Genomic DNA, 22094 nt, shown 5'->3' with positions numbered 1-22094 from the left:
GCTCGTCAATGACGATTCGGACGCCCGAATATTTTCGTCAAAACGGCGTCCGGCTGCGGATCGCGGCAGCCAGGGTGCCCTCGTCGAGATAGTCAAGCTCGCCTCCGACCGGCACGCCATGCGCCAGTTTCGTCACCTTGACGCCTGTTGGGGCCAGAAGGTCGGTGACGTAGTGCGCGGTGGTCTGTCCGTCGACCGTGGCGTTGAGGGCGAGAATCACCTCGGTCACGCCGCCCTCGGCAACGCGCGCGACCAGCCTGTCGATGGTGAGATCCTCGGGGCCGACACCATCCAGCGGCGAAAGCGTGCCGCCGAGCACGTGGTAGCGGGCATTGACCACACCGGCCCGCTCCAGGGCCCAGAGATCGGCGACATCTTCGACCACCACCAACAGCGTGTCTTCCCGTCGGGGGTCACCACACAAGGTGCAAGGATCCGAGGTGTCGATATTGCCGCAGTTCGAGCAGACCACCACGCGCTCGCAGGCGATCTGCAGGGCCGAGGACAGCGGCACCATCAATTGCTCGCGCTTCTTGATCAGCGTCAGCGCCGCTCGGCGGGCCGAACGCGGCCCGAGCCCGGGCAAGCGGGCGAGCAACTGGATCAGGCGTTCGATTTCAGGGCCGGTAACGGATGCCATGCAGCTCAGATAGGTGATTTGCAGCGCCTGCGCGAGGGGAGAGTGCGGGCTCGATCGATTTTGAGCGCGCTCCCAGGGGCACTGCGTCCTTTCGTACCTTGAACGTCGGCTGCTCAACTATTAAGCACCTATCGCTTCGCGATATATCGCGCGGCGGGCGGACTGCGCCCTCTGTGTCTGCCGGGTGGGTCCATGGCGCTTCTTCCCTTCAAACTGTTCTCGCCGATCCTGGCCGGAGCAACCCTGCGCGACCGGCTGTTCGCCAGCCTGGGTGCCATCGTGGGCATCGCCTTGACCGGCCTGGTCTGCACGCTGGTCTTCGGCCGCGACCCGCATCTGCCCTTTATCGTGGCGCCGGTCGGCGCCTCGGCCGTGCTGCTTTTTGCCGTGCCCGCCAGTCCGCTGGCGCAGCCCTGGTCCATCATTGGCGGCAATACGCTCTCGGCGCTGTGCGGCATTGCGGTCACCCAGTTCGTGCACGAGCCGATGCTGGCCATCGGCCTGGCGGTCGGCCTTGCCATTGCGGTGATGTCGCTGGCGCGCTGCCTGCATCCGCCGGGCGGGGCAGCTGCCCTGACGGCCGTGATCGGCGGGCCAGCCGTGGCTGCCGCCGGTTTCGGCTTTGCTTTGGTCCCGGTCTGCCTCAACTCGGCGCTGCTGGTGGCGCTGGGCTGGCTGTTCCACCGCTTCTCCCGCCATCCCTATCCGCATGTGCCGGCGCCCGCTCCGGCCAGCACGCACGGCACCGCCGATCCGGCGCCTTCCCTGCGTGTCGGCTTCCGCGACGAGGATATCGAGGGGGCGCTGACCGATCTCGGGGAGACCTTCGATATCGACCGGCAGGACCTCGACCGTCTGCTGCGGCGGGTCGAGCAGCGGGCGCTGTCGCGGTCGCATGCGGATCTCACCTGCGCCGACATCATGTCGCGCGACATCGTCACCATCGAGCCCGAAGCCAGTGCCGAGACCGCCATCAGGCTCTTGCTGGAGCATAATGTCCGCACCCTGCCGGTGATCGACTTTCATGATCGCGTGGTGGGCACGGTGGGCTTGCGCGACCTCGCCGGTCCGGTGAAGCAGGTCGGCGACGTCATGACCCTACCCACTTTGTCCACCCCGAACGCGCCGGCCCTCGGGCTGGTGCCCGCCCTTACCGATGGCACCGCCCATGCGGTCGTGATCGTCGACGCCGACAAGCACATTGTCGGGCTCGTCACCCAGACCGATCTCCTGGCCGCCCTCTCCAGCCTGTCGGCGCGGGAGGGGTGGGGGCAGTAGGGACACCATGAAAAAGGGGCGGCTTGCGGCCACCCCTGTGCTTCCGGCATTCGGGATTCGTCTGTCATGAACGGATCGGATTGGCCGGATCCTTGTCATTGCCGGGCTTGACCCGGCAATCCGGTTCTATCCGGACATTGCCGACCAGCCATCGGATGCCCGGGTCAAGCCCGGGCATGACAAAGGCGGCGTTTCAGTCATTTCCGGACAATGCCTATCAGGGCGATGCCGCACCGGCTCAGGACAGATGATGCCGTTCCTGGATCTTGTAGACCGGTGTCGGGATCGCCTCCTTGCGGGCCTTCAGCTGCAGGGAGAGATAAAGCGAGTAATGGCGCGACTGGTGCAGGTTGCCGCCATGGAACCAGAGGGCCTCCTGCTGGGTGGGTTTCCACATGTTGCGCTGCTCGCCTTCCCAGGGCCCGGGATCCTTGGTGGTATCAGAGCCGAGCCCCCAGCACTTGCCGACCTTGTCCGCCACTTCCTTCGAAATCAGGTCGGCCGCCCAGCCATTCATCGAACCATAGCCGGTGGCATAGACGACGAGATCGGCCGGCAGCTCGCGGCCGTCTTCCAGCACCACGCCGGTTTCGCTCAGTTCGCGGATGCCGACGCCGCTGACCAGCTTGATCCGGCCGTCGGCCACCAGCTCGCAGGCGCCGACATCGATGTAATAGCCCGATCCCCGGCGCAGATATTTCATGAACAGGCCTGAATCGTCGTCGCCGAAATCGAGCATGAAGCCGGCCTTCTCGAGCCGCTTGTAGAACTCGGCGTCCTTCTCGCGGATCTTGTTGTACACCGGCACCTGGAACTCATGCAGGATGCGATAGGGCAGCGAGGCGAAGATCAGGTCTGCCTTGCGGGTGGTCATGCCGGCGGCCACCGCCCGCTCCGAATAGAGGTCACCCAGCCCGATCTCCATCAGCGAATCCGACTTCACGATATGGGTGGAGGAACGCTGCAGCATGGTGACGTCGGCGCCGCCTTCCCACAGGGCCGCGCAGATGTCGTGGGCCGAATTGTTGGAGCCGATCACCACCACTTGTCTGCCGCGATAGGCGTCCGGGCCGGGATGACGGGAGGAGTGCTGCTGCTCGCCCTTGAAGACATCCTGGCCCTTGATCTTGGGGACATTGGCCTTGCCGGACATGCCGGTGGCCAGCACCAGCTGCTTGGGCTTCAGGGTGATCTCGCGGCCGTCCCGCTCGACGATCACGGTCCATTCCTTGGTCGTTTCGTCGAAGCTCGCGGATTTGCAGGTGGTGGAGCTCCAATAGTTCAGCTCCATCACCTTGGTGTACATCTCCAGCCAGTCGCCGATCTTGTCCTTGGGCGCGAAAACCGGCCAATTGTCGGGGAAGGGGATGTAGGGCAGGTGGTCGTACCAGACCGGATCGTGCAGGCAGAGCGATTTATAGCGCTTGCGCCAGCTGTCGCCTGGACGCTCGTTCTTCTCGACGATGATGGTCGGCACGCCGAGCTGCCGCAGCCGCGCGCCGAGTGCGATGCCGCCCTGGCCGCCGCCGATGATGACGACATAGGGCTGCTCGGTGAAGCCGAGTTCCGAAGCCTCCGATTCGCGCTTCTCCTTCCAGGTCTTGCGGGTGGGATCGCTGCCGTGCTCGGCGCCCATCGGGCGGCGGAAGCCCTTGGGTTCCTCATGGCCCTTCAACTCGCTCATCGTGGTGAGCAGGGTCCAGATCAGACCGTTCTTCAGGCGGATATGGCCATAGCCGCGTGCCGCTTCCGTTTCGAACTCGAACCAGCCCTCGGTCACGCCATTGCCGTCGCTGGCGGCTTCGGTGGCATCCTGGCGGAAATGACCGGGCTTGATGGCGGCTAGCTGCGCCTTCAGCATCTCGCCGATGGCATCGCGCCCTTCCAGGGTGCGGATGTTCCAGGTGAAGGTCACCAGGTCGCGCCAATAGCAATCTTCCTGGAACAGGTTGACCGCGGCGTCGATGTCGCCGCTTGCGAGCGCCTTTTCGAACTTGGCCAGAACCGCGTCCACCCTGGCCTGCGGGCTTTGATCGAGCATGGTATTTCCTCCGTTTTATTGTGTTGGTCGAGACTGTTGCTTCGGACTGAGAACGAACGCTTGTTTGCTTCAACTCCCTGTTTTTCAAACCGGGCCATCGCGATCCGATGTTATCGGGCCAGGTCGATCAGGATCTTGAGCTGCTCGCCGGCCGGGTCGAGCAGGGCGTCGAAGCCGTCGGTGACGGCCTTGTCGAGCGTGATCTTGCGGGTCACGACCTTGTTCGCCGGCAGCAGGCCGGAGCTGATCAGGCGGATGACGCGCGGCCAGTAATGGGTGGGATAGGCCCAGGAGCCGCGAATATCGACATCCTTGAAGGTGACCTGGAACCAGTCGAGCGGGTTCTCGTGCGGATGCAGGCCGGTCTGGACCACCACGCCCTGCTTGCGCACCGCATCGAGGCAGGCCTTGAGAGCATGCTCGTTGCCCACGCATTCGATCGCCACGTCACAGCCGACCTGTCCTTCGCTGAGCGCGCGCACGACTTCGCCGGGATTGTCATGCTTGGGGTTGATGGTGATGAGATCGGGCAGGGCGGCCTTGGCGAAGGCGAGGCGCTTGTCGTTGATGTCGGAGACGAAGAGCTGTGCGGCGCCGGCGGCCCGGGCTGCGAGGAGGGTGAGCAGGCCGATCGGGCCGGCGCCCGTCACCAGCACGCTCGAGCCGGCGGTGACGCCGCCGCGGTCGCAGGCATAGACGGCTACCGCGCTTGGCTCGACCAGGGCAGCTTCTTCGTCGCTCAGCGCGTCGGGGATCTTCTGCACATTGTAGTCGTTGAGCAGGGCATAGTCGGCCATGCCGCCCGAAACCCAGCTCAACCCGGCGAGGGCGAGTTGCGGGCTGAGGTGGAAGAGGCCGCGATCGGCGAAATAGTCGCCCGAACGCGGCATGATCAGCGGCTGCACCGAGACCCGGTCGCCGGGCTTCACCGCCTCGACACCCTCACCGACCGCTTCGACCACCCCGCCGAATTCATGGCCGAGGATCTGCGGGCCGCTGGCGCCGCTGAAAGGATGCGGCTCGACCGGGATGAAGATGGGACCATAGGCGTATTCGTGCAGATCCGTGCCGCAGATTCCGACGAAGCGATTGCGGATCAGAACCTGTCCGGGCGCCGGCTGGCCCGGCTTAGGCAGTTCTTCGAGCCGCAGATCCTTGGCGGCATGAAATCGCAGGGCCTTCATCCTTGTCCTCCTCCCCTGTTGCATGGTGTTGGGCAGGAAGAGCAATCGCCGTGCCAATCGGCGGAAGGCCGTGGCCTGGGGCGGTTTCAGGCCTCTTGGACGCAGGCAACCGTTGCATGACACGCAACAGATGCCACACCTGTGGCAGGGGTGCTGCAACAGGTCAGGGCAAGCATCATTAAAGCCGATCTGTCATTCCCGGCGAGCCACGAAGTGGCGAGGGAAGGGAATCCAGGGGCGGTAGGCTCGACTCTTGGTTCCTGGATTCCCTTCCCACCGCCTGCGGCGGCGCCGGGAATGACAGGTCGAGCGTTGGGCGCGTCGATATCAGTTGCGATGGCTCAGGCCGTGGCGTTTCATCTGGCGATGCACCGTGGAACGGTCGACGCCCAGGCTGCGTGCCGCCTGCGAGACGTTCCAGTTGCAGCTGGCGAGCACGGCTTCAAGGGCCGCCTTTTGGGTGTGCGGCTCCTCGGTTCTCGGCGGCAGCGCCCGCCTCAGCAGGGCTTCGGGCAGGTCGCACACTTCGATGACGCCGTTCTGGCACAGAACGGCGGCGACCGAGACGATATTGTCGAGTTCGCGGATATTGCCGGGCCAATGATGGGCCTTGAGCGCGAGCAGGGCTGCCGGCGCGACCGCCAGCGCCTCGCCATTCACGCGATGTTTGGCAAGGATCTTGTCGAGCAGCCAGACGAAGTCGGATCGCTCGCGCAAGGCGGGCAGCGCGAGCGTCGCGGCATTGAGCCGATAGAGCAGATCCTCGCGAAAGCCACCCTCCCTGGCGAGCGCCTCGAGGGGGCGGTTGGAGGCGGAGACCACCCTTATGTCCAGCGGCTTGGACCGCGAAGCGCCCACCGGAGTCAGCTCCCGCTCCGACAACACCCGCAGGAACCGGCTCTGGAGCGCCAGCGGCATGTCGCCGATCTCGTCGAGGAAGAGCGTGCCGCCATTGGCCTCCTCGATCAGTCCGATCCGTCCCCTCGGCGCCGCGCCGGTGAAGGCCCCCGGCAGATGGCCGAACAATTCGCTTTCGATCAGCGGTTCGGGGATCGCCGCGCAGTTCACGGCTACGAATTTGCCGGTCCGGCCGCTCGCCTCGTGGATGGCGCGGGCCAGATATTCCTTGCCCGTGCCGGTTTCGCCCTGGATGAGGATCGAGACCGGCCGGGGCGCGAGCTTGGCGACCTTGGCCTGCAAGGCGGCGAGCTGGCCGTCGCCGCCGCCGAGATTGCGCAGCGAGGCGGGAATGTCGTGGCGTGCCCCGACCGGCGAACGCACGGCGATATCGGGCTCGATCGCATGGGCGAACAGGGCGTTGCCGTCGCGGGCGAAAACCAGGCGGTCCTGCGGGCGATGCTGGCGCGTTAGGTCGGGCAGGTCGTCGATATCCATGTCGAAGAAGCGCGACAGGGGCTGGCCGATCAGGGCTTGTGGGTCGCGCCAGTCGAGATTGCCCGAGCGCGCCAGCACCTTGGCGCCGCCATTGGTCATGCCGATGATGCGGCCGGAACCGTCGATGGCGATGCCGGCTTCCGGGTCGACATCGAGAAATTCCGGGGAGCGCGAGAAGCGCAGCACCCATTCGCGGCTCGATTGCGCCATCAGATTGGCGAGCTCGATGCGCCGTACCGTGGCCGAGACAAGATGCAGCGCCAGGTTCTGGCTGGCCTTCTTGATCGGCGAGGAGAGCAGGGAGATGTCGAGCACCGCCGAAAGCCCGCCCTGGATGTCGTATATCGGGGCGGCGGTGCAGGAGAGCGGCGTGTGGGTATTGTCGAAATGGTCGGTCTGATGGATGGTCAGGGCCTCGCCGGCCTCGATGCAGGCACCGACGGCGCAGGTGCCGGCCCGCGACTCAGACCATTCCGAGCCCATATAGAGGCCGGCCTTGCGCAGATTGTTGTCGAACAGCGGGTCGCCGTAGAAATCCACGGTCACGCCGGCCCTGTCGGAGAGCAGCAGCACATAGTTCTGTCCCGCCACCTGGCGGAACAGGCTTTCGAGGCCCGAACGGGCGATCGCGATCAGTTCTTCCGATTGCTGGCGATGCTCGCGCAACTGGGTATCCGGCACGATATAGGCCTCGCAGGCCTGGGCCGGATCCAATCGGTGCTTGTTGATGCAGCGCAGCCAGCTTTGCACCACCGTGGCGTCGCGGATGGTTGCCGCGCCCAGGCCGACGCTTTCGATCTCGCGGATATGATCGACATGCGAAACCATGAGAAGGTGCAGCCAGCCTCCCTGGAAAATATATTTCTTGATCCGTCCGGATCAGAAATCATGTCGTCTTGCTTGGATCTTGCGTGGCACGCGCCAGCTCGATCGAATTCTACCTCGCAGCCTCCAAGGCACGGGCACCGCAGTGTGCACTAGTGCCTGCGAATGTAAACCGTCTTGGAGCCTTACGAGGTCAGCCATGGGCTGCGATCAGCGCCAGCAGGCGGTCGCAATCGGTGGCGATGCGCCCGGGGTCGACATTGGTGACGCCCAGCAGCAGGCCGGCTCGCCGCGCTCCCTTGTACCAGGGTGAAAGCGGCACGGGAGCTAGTCCGAAAGGCAGGGCCTGATGGGAGACGGCAACATCGTCGATCGTATCGGGCAGGCCGAGCAGGACGGCAAGACCTCCATTGGCATGGACCTTCATGCCGGGGCCGATACGCGCGGCGAGGCAGGAGGCGAGGGCGTCGCGCCGGGTGGCGTAGAGGCGCTTCATCCGGCGCAGATGCCTGAGATAATGCCCCTCCGCCAGGAAGCTCGCCACGGCTCGCTGGATCGAGGCCGCCGGCGCTGGCGCGAGGGCGGCGGCGACGTCGCCGAAACGGGCCGCCAGTTGCGGCGGCACGATCAGGAAGCCAAGGCGCAGCGCCGGAGTGATGGTCTTGCTGAAGGTGCCGGCATGCAGAACCCGGCCCTGCCGGTCGAGCGAGGCGAGTGCCGGCGCAGCCCGCCCCCTGAGCTGCAATTCGCTGAGATAATCATCCTCGATGATCCAGGCTTGGCGCGCCTGCGCCCAATCGAGCAAGGCAAGGCGGCGTTCGAGCGACAAAGTGAGGCCGAGAGGCGCCTGCTGGCCCGGGGTGACCACCGCAAAGGCGGCGTCCGGTGCGAGACGGATGCCGGCGGCTACGTCGATGCCATCGCGGTCGACCGGAACGGGCGTGATCGCCACGCGAGCCTGCTCCAGGGCGATATGGGTGAGGATGAAAGCGGGATCCTCCAGCCAGGCCTTATGGCCGTCGAGTTCGAGGGCGCGCAGGACGAGGCCGAGGGCACCGGCATAGCCCGACGTCACCAGGATCTGGCTCGGCTCGCACTGGATGCCCCGCGCCAGTGCGAGATAGGCGGCGATCTCGCGCCGGAGCTCGATATGGCCGCGCGGATCGGGATAGCTCACCGGCGCCGCGGCGGCAGCACGGGCACTGCGCGCCATGATGCGCGACCATAGCGAGAAGGGAAAGGCGTCCTGAGCCGGCACGCCCATCTGGAAGGTGGCCGGCGGGCGCTCGAAATCGGGAAAGAGCGCCGGCAGGGGCGTAGCCTCCGGCAGCCGGCCGGCGGCCTGGGGACGGGCTGCCTTGTGGATCACGCGCGTGCCGGCCGCTCCCATGCCGGCGATCAGCTGTTCGTCGGCGAGCTTTTCATAGGCTACGCGCACGGTACCGCGGGCGACGCCGAGCTGGGCCGCGAGATCGCGCCAGGACGGTAGCCGGACGCCATTGGCCAGCCGGCCGTCGAGGATGGCGGTGGCGATGCTGCGATGGATCTGCACGGCCAGCGGAGCCTGGGCGGCGCGATCGATACTGATCTTGAAGGACTCGTTCATGCATCCGAATGGTACAGTATTTTATCCAATTCTTGGTGCTTTTTTGTGAGCCGAAAGAAAGCCATGCTGCAGTCATCGCAAGACAGGAACCAAGATGATGATTTCCAGAGCCTTTCTGTTCGGCGTGGGTATTGCCTTTGCGGCCACCACAGCCCTGGCCCATTCGCCGCAATCGAAGGCTGGCGGGGCCAGCGCAGCACCGGTGTTCGAGCAGGCCCTGCCCAACGTGCCCGGCAAGACCATGACCAGCGTCCTCGTTCGCTACGCCCCCGGCGGCAAGTCGCCCTCGCATACCCATTCCAGGACGGCCTTCGTCTTTGCCTATGTGCTGTCGGGTTCGATCCGCAGCCAGGTCAATGGCGGACCGGTCAAGGTCTATCGCGCCGGCGAGAGCTGGTTCGAGGAGCCGGGCGCCCACCATCAGATCAGCGAGAATGCCAGCAAGACGAAGCCCGCCTCGCTGCTCGCCGTCTTCGTCGCCGATACCGGCGACCGCAACCTCACCGTCTATGATCAGGAGAAGTGAAATGGCCCCGCGCCTCGACTACAACGCCGCCGCGCCTGCCGGCATGAAAGCCCTCGGCGGCGTCTATGGCTATGTCAGCCAGAGCCTGCCCCGCATGCTGGTCAACCTGGTCTATCTGAGGATCTCGCTGCTCAATGGCTGCGCCTATTGCATCGACATGCATTCGCGCGACTTGACCAAGGACGGGCTGCCCCAGGAGAAGCTGGTGCTGGTGCCGGTCTGGCATGAAGCCGGCGACTTGTTCGGCGAACAGGAGAAGGCGGCGCTGCGTTGGGCGGAGACGGTGACCAGGGTCGCCGAGACCGCGGTGCCCGACGCGGAGTTCCAGGCCGTGCGGGCGGTGTTTTCCGAAAAGGAAGTGGCCGACCTCACCATCGCGATCGGCCTGATGAACGCCTATAACCGCCTGGCGATCAGCTTCCGCAACATGCCGGCTGCGGTGAAGGCGATAGCATAAATTGCGCCAAATATGTTATCATGGCGGCAAAGGAGAACCGCCATGAACGTATCACTCGGCTCGCGGTGGGAAGAATTCGTCAATACGATCGTTCGGGAAGGCCGCTATGGCTCGGCGAGCGAGGTGGTCAGGGAGGGCCTCCGTCTCGTCGAGGAGCGTGAAGCCAAGCTGCAAGCGCTCCGCGACATGGTGAATGCCTCCATCGACGAAGGAGGCAGCCTTTCCGATGACGAGGTAGGCAAGGCTCTCGATGCCGCCGCCACGCAACTTGCAGCCGAAGGGTACTGAGTGAGGCGGCTGGTCTATTCACACGCTGCGGTCAGGGACTTGATCGCAATCCAGGACTACATCAGTCGTGAAAGTGGAAGTCTGATGCTGGGACGCCGGTTCGCGGAACAGCTGCGGCAGCAGTGCCGCAAGCTCGCGACCTTGCCCGGCATCTTTGGCCGGGTTCGGCCCGAGTTGCGCCCTGACCTGCGAAGTTTCGCTTTTCGAGGCTATGTGATCTTCCTGCGCTATCACAGCGACCGATTGGAAATCGTCAACATTGTCGAAGGTCACCGTGATATCGAGGCGCTCTTCGACAGGGGAGGCGGCCAGCCGTAACATGGTCGCTCGATAGTCGCCGCGCCCGCTTCAGAACGGCAGCTTCATGCCGGGCGGGATGGGCAGGCCGGCGGTGATCGAGCCCATCTTTTCCTGCGTCAGGCGGTCGGCCTTGCCACGGGCGTCGTTATGGGCGGCGAGGACGAGGTCCTCGACGATTTCCTTTTCGTCGGCCTTGAGCAGCGAGGCGTCGATCTCGACGCCCTTCATCTCGCCCTTGGCGGTGAGGCGCACCTTGACGAGGCCGCCGCCCGCCACGCCTTCGACTTCCGTCTGTTCCAGTTCGGCCTGCAGGGTCTGCATCTTGGCCTGCATGGCCTGCACCTGCTTCATCATGCCCATTACGTCTTTCATGGGAACTCCTGCTGCGTGTTCAGATATCGTCGGCGGAATAAGGCTCGGCCTCGTCGCCGTCGTCGGGATCGCCGCCATCATCGGGAGCCGGCGCCAGGGATTGCGTCTCCACCGGGGCATTGTCCCGGATGTCGACGATCTCCGCACCCGGAAAGCGCTCCATCACGGCCCGCACGAAGGGATCGGCCCGGATGCCCGAGAGTACGGCGGCCTGCCGGGCCTCGGCGAGCTCGCGCAAGGTCGCCTCGCCCTTTTCCGAGGACAGCACCACCAGCCAGCGCTTGTTGGTCCAGTCCGACAATTTGCGCGAGAGATCGTTGACCAGGCCCTGGGGCGAACCGGGCTCGAGAGCGATGTCGAGGCGGCCATCGGCGAAGGCGACCAGGCGCACGAAACGCTCCAGCGCCAGTTTCAGCGGCAGGTCGCGCTTTTCCATGGCGAGGCCGACGATCTCGGCGAAGCTGGCGAGCGCGCGGCCCGGTTGCGCGGCCGAGGCCGGCCCCGGCATCGGGGTGTGCTGGGGCTGCGGCTGGAACTGCGCCTGGGTGGCGGCGGTGATCAATTGCGCCCGCGGGGCGGCTGGCGGGGGCGCCGGCGGCGCTGCCGCGGGCCCGCGCGAGGGCAGGGCGCCGCCATTTTCCGTGAGTTGCCGGATGAGGTCGTCCGGCGAGGGCAGGTCGGCCGCATAGCACAGGCGCGCCAGCACCATGTCAGCGGCGGCGAGCGGCTTGGCGGCGGTCTGGGTCTCGGGAATGCCCTTGAGCAACATCTGCCACTGGCGGGTCAGCACCTTGATCGAGAGCTTGCCGGCGAGTTCGGAACCGCGCACCTTCTCGACCTCGGTGGCCGAAGGATCGTTGGCGGCGGCCGGCGAGATCTTCACGCGCGTGACGAAATGGGTGAATTCGGCGAGTTCCGACAGCACCACCGCCGGATCGGCACCCTGGTCGTATTGGGCGCGCAACTCGTCGAGGGCGGAGGCGGCGTCGCCGCGCATCACCGCCTCGAACAGGTCGATCACGCGCGAGCGGTCGGCGAGGCCCAGCATGGCGCGCACGCTTTCGCCATCGATCGTGCCGCCACCAAGACTTCCCGACCCGGAATGGGCGATGGCCTGGTCGAGCAGGGACAGCGAGTCGCGCACCGAGCCCTCGGCGGCCCGCGCGATCATCGCCAGGGCGGCCGCGTCGATCGAAACGCTTTCCTTTTCGCAGATCGCGCCGAGATGGCGGGCGAGCAGGCCACTGTCGACGCGCCTGAGGTCGAAGCGCTGGCAGCGCGACAGGATGGTGATCGGGACCTTACGGATCTCGGTGGTAGCGAAGATGAACTTCACATGCGGCGGCGGCTCTTCCAGCGTCTTTAAAAGGGCGTTGAAGGCCTGCGTGGTCACCATATGGACTTCGTCCATGATGAGGACCTTGAAGCGCGCCGAGACCGGAGCGTAGCGCACGCCGTCGGTGATCTCGCGAATGTTCTCGATGCCGTTATGGGAGGCGGCATCGAGCTCCATCACGTCGATGTGGCGGCTGTCGATGATGGCCTGGCAGTGTCGGCCGAGGCCCGGCATGTTGATGGTCGGCTTGCCGCCGCCCTCCGGCGGCTCGTAATTGAGCCCGCGCGCCAGGATGCGCGCCGTAGTGGTCTTGCCGACACCGCGCACGCCCGTGAGCATATAGGCCTGGTGGATGCGCCCCGTCTCGAAGGCGTTGGACAGGGTGCGCACCATCGCGTCCTGGCCGATCAGGTCATCGAAGGTCTGGGGACGGTATTTGCGGGCGAGAACGCGATAGGGCTGGGTATCGGAGGGCGTCGTGTTCGCGTCTTCCATCAATTCCCCCGAATCCCTCGAAGGGGCCACCTGTGCGATCCGCCGTTCCATGAGGTAGGAGGTTGGACGAAGACCCGCAGCGGTCTCGTTGGGGCTGCTTCCTTCCGGACCTGACCCGGTTGGCGAGTGTTGCGTCCACCGCCAACCTCCCATCGCGTATATGGGCCATCGGCGCGCGAATGACAAGCGGAGGCGCCAAAAAACCTCACAAGCCGCAAAATCTCGATTGGGCGGCATATTTCCTGTAAAAAGCGCCAAGATTTTTTTGAAAAAAGATTTGGGCCTTTTAAAAAGGGCTTGGACTTTGCCGCGCGAGCGACTATCTAGAGATACACAAATCGTTCGGGGCTGGCGTCGATAGTACGAGCCGGCTCTAGTGCAGATGCACTTTCAGTCGAACATCGAGCGAAGCGCTCGTTCGCCCTAACGATGGAAATGCCTATTCCGGTACCAAGAGCCAAGGTGGCGATCTGCCGGAGTGTGCTGCTGCGCCCGACGCAGGCGGAACCTATGGTTTTCCTGACCCGTGCATTGACTGATGTGATGCAATGGCCATGACGAAGGTTCGCTGTCGCTTCGCGAGATTGCGCATGTTTATAGCGGAGAATGAGATCAATCTATGAGGCAGGGACAGCAAAAGCGTATGCGTGGTCGTTCACGCGGCGGCAAGGGTCCGAACCCGCTGAGCCGGAGCTATGAGTCGAACGGCCCCGACGTGAAGGTTCGCGGAACCGCCGCCCATATCGCTGAAAAATACGTTCAGCTGGCGCGCGATGCCCAATCCTCCGGCGACCCGATCCTGGCCGAGTCCTATCTGCAGCACGCCGAGCACTATTTCCGCATCATCGCGGCGGCGCAGCCGCAGTTCACCAGCGACCAGAACTTCGGCCATGGTGCCGAGGACGAGGAAGATGGTGACGATGCCGATTTCGAGGGCCCGATCCCCTCGATGCCGCAGGGCTTCGGGACGCCGGCGAATCAGTTCGGCGGCTCCCAGGGCTTCGACGAACAGCCGCGCCTGGTGCAGCCGGGACGTGACCGCAATTTCGGCGAGCGTGGCGAGGGCGGGCAGCCCTACCGCGAGCGTGAGCATCGCTTCCGTGACCGCAACGACCGTTTCAACGGCGAGCGTGGTCCGCGCGAGGAACGCCAGCCGCGCGAGGACAGGCAGTCCCGCGAGGACCGGCCCTACCGCGAGGAGCGCCAGCGCGATCGCCAGTTCGACGGGCAGGCCAACGGCCAGGCGGCCGAAGGCGAGGGCGGTGGCGAGCCGCGCTTCAATCAGCGCCATGGCCGCCGTGACCGCCGTTTCGGCGATCGTGGCGATCGTCCCTTCCGTGACCGCGCCAATGCCGGCGACGGGCCGCTCTTCAGCGAGCGCGGGCAAGGCGAACGCGGCGCGTTCCAGCCGGCGCCGGTGGTTCCGGTCGACCAGCCCCAGCCGGATCTGCATGACGATCATGCCCTTTCCACCTTGCCTTCCTTCATCACCGGCACGCCGGCGGTAGCCTCTGCGGCTCCGGCAGCTGCCCCGGCGCCAGTTCAGGCTGTTGCCGCGCCGGTAGAAGCGACCCCCACTGCCGCTCCCGCAGCGGCCGAAGCGGAGGCCGAAGCTGCTGCTCCGCGTCCGCGCAAGCGCCGTGTCTCGAAGAAGGCTGCCGCTGCAAGTGAAACGGCCGAGGCGAGCGCGGAAACCGCGAGCGAATAGACGCTAAATCGATCGGTTTTACCTGATCAGCCGGCGATCCTGCGGGGTCGCCGGCTTTTTTATTGTCGACGGGTTGAACTCATGCCGGACCCCCGCATATTGAACTCAGGTTCTATTTATCGCCTCCTGGGTAATGCCGGGCGGGCGCGGCTGGAACCAGCGCAGGAAACGGTCTTTGCCGTTTGACGGAATCGCCGGAAACCGCAAAGACGCGTCGAGATGAAGAGTTGGGGCAAGGCGCGTTCAGCCGTGAACGCGCAGTCTGCACGGTTGTGGTTCTGAGGCGGGATGTTGCAATGTTGGCTCGCTTGCAAAAGTTGATACGCAGTTTTGCGCCGGGCGGGCCGGCCAGGCCACGCTACGTCTTCGACGAGACCGACCATCGCGTCGCCGCCGCCGGGCTGCTCGTCTATGCCATGAATGTGGATGGGGTCGAGAGTCCGGCCGAGAAAACACGTGTGGCCGCCTTGCTGCAGGAGCGCTTTTCGCTCGATGAGGACGAGACCCGTGCCCTGCTGGCGGCGGCAGGAGAGCGTAATCGCGATGCTCTCGATTTCAACGATTTCACCGGCGTGGTGAAGCGCGCCTACAATGTCGACGGGCGCCAGCGCATCGTCGAAATGATGTGGGAGATCGTGTTCGCCGATGGCGTCCTGCACGAGTTCGAGGACAATCTCGTCTGGCGCGTCGCCGAGGCCCTCGACGTCCCGTCAGCCGCGCGCACCGCGATCCGCAGCAAGGCCGCCGCCCGGAACAACGTGCTTCTGCCGGAAGCCGGCGAGTGAGCCGCCCGGTCGCCTTGGTCACGGGCGCATCGAGCGGCATCGGCGAAGCATTGGCCCACGCCCTGGCCGAACAGGGTGAGGACCTCATGCTGATCGCCCGGACGCAGAGCGAATTGCTGCGCGTCCAGAGTGAGATCGCGACAGCCACGGGGCGCTTCGTGGCGGTTGCCGCGTTGGATCTCGAACGCGCCGATGCGGCCGAGGCCGTCAAGGCCGTGTTGCGTGACCAGGACCTCAGCGTGCGGCATCTGGTCAACAATGCCGGCTTCGGCCTGGCGGGCGATATGGCGGATCTGCCGGTATCTGGCCAGGTCGGCATGGTCGATCTCAATTGCCGCGCCTTGCTGGCGCTGACGCTCGCCTTCCTGCCCGAGATCCGCGAGAACGAGGGCGGCGTGCTCAATGTCGCCTCGGTCGCCGGTTTCACGCCGGGACCGGGCCTTGCCGTCTACTATGCCAGCAAGGCCTTCGTGCTGTCATTGACGCGGGCGCTGGCTTTCGAGGAGCGGGAAAGCGGCATCCGCGTCTGCGCCCTTTGCCCCGGTCCGGTACCGACCCGCTTCGGCGCCCGGGCAGGGTTCGGCAAGTCGGGCGTCATTGCCATCACACGCCCGCTTTCGGCAAAGGATGTTGCCCATATCGGACTCGCCGGTTATTTCGGACGTCGCACCGTCGTGGTGCCGGGCATGATCCCGAGGCTGATGGTTGCCATCCTGTCGGTCCTGCCGACGCGGATGGTGCTGCCTGTCCTCGCTCGCGCCCAGCGGCAGAGGCGGCAGAAATAGTGCCTTTCGCCGGGCCGAGCGCTTCGTCATGAAGCGGTGAACGGTCTGTGCGAAGGGGAGATATGCGAAACCCTTCCTTGACTTCCCTGGCGTGAGACGCCAGTTTCCGGCTCCTTTCGTCGTCATTTGGACACCCATGCGCAGCTATCTCGATTTTGAAAAACCAGTGGCCGAGCTCGAGGCCAAAGTCGAGGAACTGCGCGCGATGGGGGAGTCGGGTGACGCAGTGGCGATCGGGGACGAGATCCAGCGGCTCGAGGCCAAGGCAAACCAGGCGCTGCGCGACCTCTACGCCCAGCTCACGCCCTGGCAGAAGACCCTGGTGGCCCGCCACCCCGAGCGCCCGCATGCCAATGATTATATCGCCGCCCTGATCGAGGATTTCACGCCGCTTGCCGGTGACCGCAAGTTCGGCGATGACGAGGCCATCATCGGCGGTTTCGGACGCTTCCGTGGCGAGTCCGTCTGCATCCTCGGCCATGAAAAGGGCTCCGACACCGAAAGCCGGATCCGGCACAATTTCGGCATGGCGCGGCCCGAGGGCTATCGCAAGGCCGTGCGATTGATGGAAATGGCCGACCGCTTCGAATTGCCGGTGATTTCCTTCGTCGACACGGCCGGTGCCTATCCGGGCATCGATGCCGAGGAGCGCGGCCAGGCCGAGGCGATCGCCCGCTCGACCGACGCCTGCCTGGGGCTGGGTTCGCCCAGCGTCGCCGTGGTGATCGGCGAAGGCGGTTCGGGCGGCGCCATCGCGGTAGCGGCGGCGAGCCGGGTGCTGATGCTGGAGCATTCCATCTATTCGGTGATCTCGCCGGAAGGCGCGGCTTCCATCCTCTGGCGCGAGGCCAGCAAGGCGCAGGATGCCGCCAACAACATGAAGATCACGGCGCAGGACCTCCTGAAGTTCGGTGTGATCGATGCGATCATTCCCGAACCGACAGGGGGAGCCCATCGCTCGCCCGAGAAGGCGATCGAGACAACCGGCGATTTCATCCAGAATTCGCTGCGCGATCTCTTCAACCAGTCCCGTGAAGCCCTGATCCGGGCGCGTCAGGACAAATATCTGATGATTGGCCGCAGCCTGTAGGATTTCGGGCCGAGTTTGCATGGGAAACGCTGCGGCTGGGACCGCGGAGGTCTCGTCCGCTCTTCCTATCCGCAAGGCTCCGGCGTGTCCGCGGTCCCAGCCGGTCTGCCTGGCTCACCCCCTCAGCGCCGCTGCCGGCGATTGCCGATAGGCCAGCAGGGCAGGCGCGAGGCCGAGCAGGGCGGCGAAGCCAGCCAACAGGGCGGCGAGACCGAGATCGGCCCGCGTGAAGGCCACCGGCAGGACCATGCCGCTCCAGCTCGTCACCCAGCCCGATATGGTCAGGGCACCGAGATAGCCGAGCGAGAAGCCTGCTCCGATGCCGAGCGCCAGCAGGATGAAGAGTTCGGACCAGACAATGGCGAGCACTGTCAGGCGCGGCGTGCCGAGAGCCCGGAGTGCGCCGATCTGGCGGCGGCGCTGGCCGACATGGATCACCGTCACGAAGATCAGGGCTGCCGCCACCAGGAACTGCGCGCCGGCCGCGACCGCCACCAGCACGGTGCGGGCGTCGCCGAGCGTGGCATAGAGCCGCGTCAGCACCTCGGCCGGGAAGACGGCGAGCGTGCCCTCGCCACGATAGGCCTGGCGCAGCTTGTAGGCATCGGCGATCGTGCGGGGCTTGACCAGAAGGGCCGGGACTCCTGCTGCGGTCTTGGCGAAGCTCTCGTCGAGCGGCGCCGCCGCATCGATCGCGCCTTCATGCTCATGCTCTTCATGCCCGGCCTCGCCGTGCTCGGCATCGTCGGGCTTGGAGCCTTCATGCTCGGAATGGACATCGTGATCCGCCGCTTCTTCGGCATGGCCGAGCCCATGCAGGTGCCAGACGGCCTGGATCGGCACCAGGACCGCCTTGTCCCAGGCCGTATGGCTCGGCTTCAGACGCCCCACCACGGTATAGGCGAGTTCGGTATGGGCGTGGCCCCCTTCCTCGGCCATGCCGTGTGAGGGCTTGATGCGCGTGCCGAGCGGAATTCCGGCGGCTGCACCGACCACAGCCTCGCCTTCGGCGGCGAAGGCTCGACCTTCGGCAAGACCGTCGGACAGAGCGTTCACCAGGGCTGTCGTAGTGCCGACGATCGGCTTGCCCTGATAGGAATCGCCGAAGCCGATCGGCGCGACCCAGGCAACCCGCGGATCGGAGGCGAGTTTGCGCAGCGTCTCCACCGGCATCAGCGGCAAAGGCGAAGGCTGCAGGAAGACGGAGGACAGCACCAGCTGGGTCTCGCTGCCGGCGGCGCCGATGACGAGGTCGAACCTGTCGGCCGCACGGGCACTGCCGAGGCGCATCGCCCGTTCCTGCAGCACCACGCCGACGCCGAGCGCGGTGGCCAGCGCCACCAGCAGCACCACGGCCAGCGCTCCGGGCCAGACGCGGCGCAGATCGGCGAGGATGAAGCGGATCATGCGGCCTGTGCCCTTCCTACCTCGTCCGACGCGATGCGGCCGGCGGCGAGCGTCAGCCGTCGTGCCAGTCGCCCCGTCAGAGTAGTGTCGTGCGAGACGACGATGAGCGTGGAGCCTTCCGCGCTGGCGAGTTCGATGAGGAGGTCGCCCACGACGGCGCCGGCCTCGGCATCGAGGCTCGCGGTCGGCTCGTCCGCCACCAGCACGGCCGGCCGGCGCAGCAGGGCCCTGGCGAGGGCGACACGCTGCATCTCGCCGCGGGACATGCCATCGATCGCCTGATCCGGCCTGGTCAGGCCGACCCGCTCCAGCAAGGCGCGGCCGCGGTCGATCGAGGTTTTGCCCGCACGCCTCGACAGGCGCAGCGGCAACAGCACGTTCTCCAGGGCCGACAGACCGGGAAAAAGATGAAAATCCTGCATGACCAGGCCGATATTGTGTCCGCGCCAGCGGTCCCTGGCGCCCTCCGGCAGCCTGGCGATATCGGTGTCGCCCCAGCGTATCCGACCCTGGCCGACGCGCTCGAGGCCGGTGACGACGTTGACGAAGGTGCTCTTGCCTGAGCCCGACGGGCCGGTCACGGCAAGCTGGCTGCCTGCCGTGAGGGCGAGCCTGTCGATGCGCAGCACCGGGGCGGCGAGGCCAGGGAAGGAGACGGCGATATCTTCGAGGTCGAGTGCCAGCACCGGATCAGACCACCCAGTAGCGCGCGTCGCGCAGGCGCAGCCGGCTGAGAAAGCCGGTTGCCGGATCGGTCCAGGACCCCATTTCCAGGCGTCCCGACACCTCGATCCTGGTGCCGGGCTGCACGAAGGTCTGCTTCTCGTCGAGATAGATCACCACGATATTGTCGGGCCAGTCCGAGTCGGAGGAGCAGAAGGGGCAGATCGACATCGGGATTTCGGTGAGCACGAAGAAGGTGGCTTCCGCCTTGAGGGGCGGTGCCATGAAGCCGCTCATCACCACGTCCTTGCCGTCGAGTTCCCTGACCTTGGCCGAGAACTCCAGGCCCAGCACGCTGATCTTGCCATAGAGTTCGGGGAAGCCGAGCGTTGCCGGGGCCGCGAGGGCCGGCGGCGCCAGGAGAAGAGGCGAAAGCCCGAGCAAAGTGAGGATCTGGCGGCGGGGCAGGGTTGTCATGGCATATGTCTCACACCGGCGGGGGACAGCTCTGCTCCTGGGATCGCAGGCGTCTCGCCTGCTCTTTCCCGTAAGGTCACCGGTTCCAAGAGCAGGCGAGACGCCTGCGATCCCAGGAAAGATGTCTTCCGGGCGGCGTGCCGCCCGGAGAAGGTCGTTACTTACTGCATCTGCGCTTTCTGGGCGCCGGAAGCGCCGAGCGCGAAGGCATCGGCCAGGACGCGGTAGACGTCGCTTTCTTCCAGATAGCCCTTGAAGCCCTCGGCACCCGGGCCGGTAGCCTGCAGCACGACGTCGTCGACGGCGTGGGCGGTGCTGTCGTTGTTGCGTGGGATGTTGCCCTGGACGAAGACGGCGCCGGGCACGTCCTTGTAGGCGGGATTGGCGACATATTCCTTCTTCTCGTTCTGGATGGCCGGCTCATAGGGGCCGTCCAGCTTCGGGCTGAAGGTTTCGTAGTGGTCGGGATAGTTTCCGTAGACGACCGCCAGGCGCTTGCTGGGATCGATCTTGTCGGGATAGCCGTCGCCGTCCTTGTCCTCGTAATTGGTGAAGCCGGCCTCGGCATAGATGCCGACCTTTTCGCGCATGTCGGTGCCGGGCTTGCTGTCGTCGATGGTGCCGATCACCGACATGGAATGGGTGTGGTCGCCCGTGACGACGATCAGCGTATCGGGATGGGTCTTGGCGAATTCGCGCGCCACGCCGACGGCCTTGTCGAATTCGATGGTCTCATAGAGCGAGCGCTCGCCGTCCTGGGCATGCGACATCTTGTCGACCGAGGCGGCTTCCACCATCAGGAAGAAGCCTTCCGGATTCTTGGAAAGCTGGTCGAGGGCCGACTGGGTCATGTCGACCAGGCCGGGCTGGTTGGGGAACTTGCCCACCGTACCCTTCTTGAGCAGGTTGCGGTCGAGTGCCACATCCATGTTGCCCGTGTGGAACAGGCCGAGGATCTTGCCGGTATTGGTGCCGGAGGCGGCAGCGAGGCTGTCCTTGTCGGTGGCCAGCGTGTAGCCGGCATCCTTGAAGAGCTGGATATAGTCCTTGTCGTCCTTGCGCTTGGAGCCGGTGGTCGACTTCGGCAGGAAATAGGCCGAGCCGCCGCCCAGGATGATTTCGGGCTTCACGTCGTAGAACATGCCGACGATCTCGGCCTTGTCGGCGCGCTTGCGGGTATGGGAAACCACGGCCGCCGGGGTGGCGTCCTCGATCTCGGCGGTGGAGACCACGCCGATGGACTTCTTGCCGGTGCGGCGCAGCGCCTCGGCGATGGTCTCGACGCGCGGATCGTCAAGGCTGGCGGGCGTGCGATCGGCATAGACGCCGAGAGCGTTCACCGCCGTCTTGTGACCGGTCATGTAGGCCGACATCGTGTTGGCGCTGTCGGTGGCAATGGCATCCGTCGACGAAGTGCCGATGAAGGCCATGTGGTCGAGATCGTCCATGGCGAGGCGGCCATTGGCCTTGCCCTCGGTCATGCCCTTGGACATGATGCGAGCGCCGGTGCGGTTGGCGACCGTCAGGCCGTCACCCAGCAGGAAGATGATGTTCTTGGCCTTGGGCGTGGCGGCAGTGCCGAAGACGTCCCAGGTCACGCTGCGGCTCTGGCCGCCGGCCGAAACCTCGACCTTGTAGCTGCCGGGCACGCTGAGGGTGAGGCCGCGCAGCAGCACTGCCGAGCCGAGATCCTTGTCGTCCTTGCCCTTTTCGGAGGCGACGAACTCGACGTCCTTGCCGAACACACCCTTGTAGTCCTGCCCGTTGACGGTGACGCGCACATCCTCCGGCTTCACGGTGCCGGCGAACTCGGCCTTGAAGTCGAAGGGCGAGCCGGCCAGGATAGTGGCGCGGTCGAGCGGATAGATGCCCGCGGCCTGGCTGGGACCGATCAGCATGGTGGTGACCGCAAGAGCGGCGAGGAGCGTGCGCATGGCAATCCTTTCGCGATGCGAGCAGACTTTGTCGCCGAAGCGTCTTGCGGTGTGGCCAAGCAGCCGTACTTGCAAGGACGCGTCCAAACAAAGAGCTTGAGGAGAACGCGTTCCCCCTGAACGCGCTTTGCGCTAGGGATAGCCAGCGCGTGCGACAGGTCCATGACAGCGAGCAGGTTCAGGATCAGGCCGCTCCGCATGCAGTATAGAGGATGGATCGATCGGCACCGGGAGCGACGAAGACTCCATGTCGCATCCCGCTGTCCTGTCCGATCCGGGGTTTTGTCGTGGCCGATGCTTGTCGAGCCACGAGGAAGTCTATAGGGTCCCCGGCCAGTTTCCGGTGGAAGGCCTCTATCGGCAGGGCGTGGAATCAGGCATTGTGCCGTTAAGAGTCCGTTCACGCTGTTGCGTAACCACGATCGGCCCATGACTTGCGGCGAGTGGTCGTTGACTGTAAATGTCCCTTAGTCTGTATTGCTGACTTTGCACGGGTTCACTG

20 protein-coding genes and 1 other RNA gene are annotated in these 22094 nt (G+C 65.4%); 9 read left to right on the top strand and 12 right to left on the bottom strand.

All coding sequences use genetic code 11. The features are described from left to right. Positions 1–37: 37 nt before the first annotated feature. Complete coding sequence (gene recR, locus ACIGJE_RS02015; RefSeq protein ID WP_311934669.1) at positions 38–640, bottom strand: recombination mediator RecR; 603 nt, start codon at positions 638–640, stop codon at positions 38–40. A 192-nt stretch (positions 641–832) separates the two neighbouring features. Between recR and ACIGJE_RS02010 the strand changes: the two genes are divergently transcribed. Beyond that, entirely contained in the window at positions 833–1918 is a 1086-nt protein-coding gene (locus ACIGJE_RS02010) for an HPP family protein (protein WP_394311104.1), read from the top strand. 238 nt (positions 1919–2156) lie between these two features. Here the strand turns inward: ACIGJE_RS02010 and ACIGJE_RS02005 are convergent, their stop codons facing one another. From ACIGJE_RS02005 to pdxR, 4 genes are all read right to left on the bottom strand, one after another. Next, complete coding sequence (locus ACIGJE_RS02005; protein WP_311937755.1) at positions 2157–3959, bottom strand: NAD(P)-binding domain-containing protein; 1803 nt, start codon at positions 3957–3959, stop codon at positions 2157–2159. Positions 3960–4069: 110 nt separating this feature from the next. Continuing rightward, on the bottom strand, positions 4070–5143 hold the full coding sequence (locus ACIGJE_RS02000; protein ID WP_311937753.1) for a 2,3-butanediol dehydrogenase: 1074 nt from the start codon (positions 5141–5143) through the stop codon (positions 4070–4072). A 327-nt stretch (positions 5144–5470) separates the two neighbouring features. Continuing rightward, positions 5471–7366 (bottom strand): sigma-54-dependent Fis family transcriptional regulator, encoded by a 1896-nt coding sequence (locus tag ACIGJE_RS01995; RefSeq protein ID WP_311937751.1) that lies wholly within the window; start codon positions 7364–7366, stop codon positions 5471–5473. Positions 7367–7556: 190 nt separating this feature from the next. Further along, positions 7557–8969, bottom strand: a complete 1413-nt coding sequence (gene pdxR, locus ACIGJE_RS01990; protein WP_311937749.1) for a MocR-like pyridoxine biosynthesis transcription factor PdxR — start codon at positions 8967–8969, stop codon at positions 7557–7559. A gap of 97 nt (positions 8970–9066) precedes the next feature. Between pdxR and ACIGJE_RS01985 the strand changes: the two genes are divergently transcribed. The 4 genes from ACIGJE_RS01985 to ACIGJE_RS01970 are packed head-to-tail and all read left to right on the top strand — an operon-like array spanning position 9067 to position 10558. Then, positions 9067–9495 (top strand): cupin domain-containing protein, encoded by a 429-nt coding sequence (locus tag ACIGJE_RS01985; RefSeq protein ID WP_376717688.1) that lies wholly within the window; start codon positions 9067–9069, stop codon positions 9493–9495. 1 nt (position 9496) lies between these two features. After that, positions 9497–9952 (top strand): carboxymuconolactone decarboxylase family protein, encoded by a 456-nt coding sequence (locus ACIGJE_RS01980; protein ID WP_311937745.1) that lies wholly within the window; start codon positions 9497–9499, stop codon positions 9950–9952. A gap of 42 nt (positions 9953–9994) precedes the next feature. Then, positions 9995–10240, top strand: coding sequence for a type II toxin-antitoxin system ParD family antitoxin (locus tag ACIGJE_RS01975; protein WP_394311114.1), 246 nt, complete (start codon positions 9995–9997; stop codon positions 10238–10240). After that, the gene (locus ACIGJE_RS01970) at positions 10241–10558 is read left to right on the top strand and encodes a type II toxin-antitoxin system RelE/ParE family toxin (RefSeq protein WP_394311116.1); all 318 of its coding nucleotides are present in this window, start codon (positions 10241–10243) and stop codon (positions 10556–10558) included. Positions 10559–10588: 30 nt separating this feature from the next. Here ACIGJE_RS01970 and ACIGJE_RS01965 read toward each other — a convergent pair whose 3' ends face one another. From ACIGJE_RS01965 to ffs, 3 genes are all read right to left on the bottom strand, one after another. Then, the gene (locus tag ACIGJE_RS01965) at positions 10589–10912 is read right to left on the bottom strand and encodes a YbaB/EbfC family nucleoid-associated protein (protein WP_311937739.1); all 324 of its coding nucleotides are present in this window, start codon (positions 10910–10912) and stop codon (positions 10589–10591) included. Between the two features lie 19 nt (positions 10913–10931). Then, positions 10932–12743 (bottom strand): DNA polymerase III subunit gamma/tau, encoded by a 1812-nt coding sequence (locus ACIGJE_RS01960; RefSeq protein ID WP_483679185.1) that lies wholly within the window; start codon positions 12741–12743, stop codon positions 10932–10934. Between the two features lie 53 nt (positions 12744–12796). Further along, positions 12797–12894: signal recognition particle sRNA small type (ffs, locus tag ACIGJE_RS01955), an RNA gene on the bottom strand. A gap of 492 nt (positions 12895–13386) precedes the next feature. Between ffs and ACIGJE_RS01950 the strand changes: the two genes are divergently transcribed. The 4 genes from ACIGJE_RS01950 to ACIGJE_RS01935 all read left to right on the top strand — a co-directional run bounded on the left by ACIGJE_RS01950 (position 13387) and on the right by ACIGJE_RS01935 (position 17111). Then, entirely contained in the window at positions 13387–14451 is a 1065-nt protein-coding gene (locus ACIGJE_RS01950) for a DUF4167 domain-containing protein (RefSeq protein WP_394311121.1), read from the top strand. Positions 14452–14747: 296 nt separating this feature from the next. Then, positions 14748–15236 (top strand): tellurite resistance TerB family protein, encoded by a 489-nt coding sequence (locus ACIGJE_RS01945; protein ID WP_483679183.1) that lies wholly within the window; start codon positions 14748–14750, stop codon positions 15234–15236. Continuing rightward, positions 15233–16021, top strand: coding sequence for an SDR family NAD(P)-dependent oxidoreductase (locus ACIGJE_RS01940; RefSeq protein ID WP_311937731.1), 789 nt, complete (start codon positions 15233–15235; stop codon positions 16019–16021). Before ACIGJE_RS01945 ends, ACIGJE_RS01940 begins: the two co-directional genes overlap by 4 nt. Before the next feature lie 136 nt (positions 16022–16157). After that, positions 16158–17111, top strand: a complete 954-nt coding sequence (locus ACIGJE_RS01935) for an acetyl-CoA carboxylase carboxyltransferase subunit alpha (protein ID WP_367626116.1) — start codon at positions 16158–16160, stop codon at positions 17109–17111. A gap of 114 nt (positions 17112–17225) precedes the next feature. Here the strand turns inward: ACIGJE_RS01935 and ACIGJE_RS01930 are convergent, their stop codons facing one another. The 4 genes from ACIGJE_RS01930 to ACIGJE_RS01915 form a co-directional block, all read right to left on the bottom strand. Beyond that, positions 17226–18518 carry an FtsX-like permease family protein gene (locus ACIGJE_RS01930; RefSeq protein WP_367626117.1) on the bottom strand — a complete coding sequence of 431 codons (1293 nt, stop codon included), beginning with the start codon at positions 18516–18518 and terminating at the stop codon, positions 17226–17228. Beyond that, positions 18515–19204: an ABC transporter ATP-binding protein gene (locus ACIGJE_RS01925; protein ID WP_415084721.1), complete on the bottom strand. Its 690-nt coding sequence runs from the start codon at positions 19202–19204 to the stop codon at positions 18515–18517. Before ACIGJE_RS01925 ends, ACIGJE_RS01930 begins: the two co-directional genes overlap by 4 nt. 4 nt (positions 19205–19208) lie before the next feature. Then, positions 19209–19658 carry a hypothetical protein gene (locus tag ACIGJE_RS01920; protein ID WP_367626119.1) on the bottom strand — a complete coding sequence of 150 codons (450 nt, stop codon included), beginning with the start codon at positions 19656–19658 and terminating at the stop codon, positions 19209–19211. A gap of 161 nt (positions 19659–19819) precedes the next feature. Further along, entirely contained in the window at positions 19820–21592 is a 1773-nt protein-coding gene (locus ACIGJE_RS01915; protein WP_483679181.1) for an alkaline phosphatase, read from the bottom strand. Positions 21593–22094 lie beyond the last annotated feature (502 nt).

The organism is Labrys sp. E2SS-1L (assembly GCF_057073705.1).
Note: the sequence above shows the minus strand (reverse complement) of the source record. Positions and strands in the feature narration are given on the sequence as shown.